Raw genomic sequence first — 856 nt, 5'->3', positions numbered from 1 at the left:
CCGTCGGGGTGCGGGTCAGGCGCACCAGCCGCCCGCAGCTGTCGTAGTCGTGCTGCCACTGCGCCTGCGACGTCGAACGCTCAAGCAGGCGACCGGCCGGGCTGTAGCGCATCTGCTGCTGGCGTGCCGGGCCGTCGGCGCGCGGCGTGGCGGGGGCGCGGTGCTGGCTGCCGTCACCCTGATGGCTTTCTGGCTGCCGCTGCAGGCGCTCAAACACCGCATCGGACGGGTACGGCCCGCCGTCGGTGCCGGGGACCGCCGTGCCGTCGGCATTTTCGCCGTCCACCGCGCTGCCCGGCGGGTTCTGCTCCAGCGCGCGGAACGCCTCGGCCAGGGTGCGCGGCGGCGTGACGTTCAGCATGATGCCGGTTTCTTTACGCCAGGCGGGCCAGCCGTCTTCGTCCAGCCCCCAGTGCAGCGTCAGGCCGTCCGGGCGCTGCTCGGCCAGCCTGCGGCCCAGCGGGTCATACGCAAAGCGGTGGCGCTCGCCGTTGCCGTTCTCCAGCCACTCCAGCCGGCCACGCACGCCGTAGCCAAAGCGCTGCGTGATGCCGTTGCGCCCGGTTATCGCGCGCAGCTGGCCGTATTCACCGTACTCCCGCAGCGTGACGCTGCCGCCGGGGTCGGTGTGGCGGCTCAGCTGGCCGTCGGGCCGCCACGCAAACTGCTCGTCGCTGCCGTCCGGGTGCAGCAGCTGCGCCAGCCGTCCGGCGCTGTCGTAGCGGTACTGCCGGGTGCTGCCCTCCGCGTCCGTGACCGCCGTCAGCTGCCCCAGCGCGTCATAGTCGTAGCGCGTGATGCTGCCGGAGCAGTCGGTGTACTGCGTCAGCTGGCCCTGGCGGTTCCAGGTCAGCAG

At 72.5% G+C, this 856-nt stretch carries 1 pseudogene; it reads right to left on the bottom strand.

The features are described 5' to 3' along the window. Positions 1–856, bottom strand: a pseudogene (locus tag F3J40_RS24575) (hypothetical protein); the annotation flags it as partial.

Source organism: Candidatus Pantoea multigeneris (assembly GCF_011752615.1).
GTDB classification, from domain to species: Bacteria; Pseudomonadota; Gammaproteobacteria; order Enterobacterales; family Enterobacteriaceae; genus Pantoea; species Pantoea multigeneris.
The sequence above is the reverse complement of the archived record's forward strand: the minus strand, read 5'-3'. Positions and strand labels throughout refer to the sequence as shown.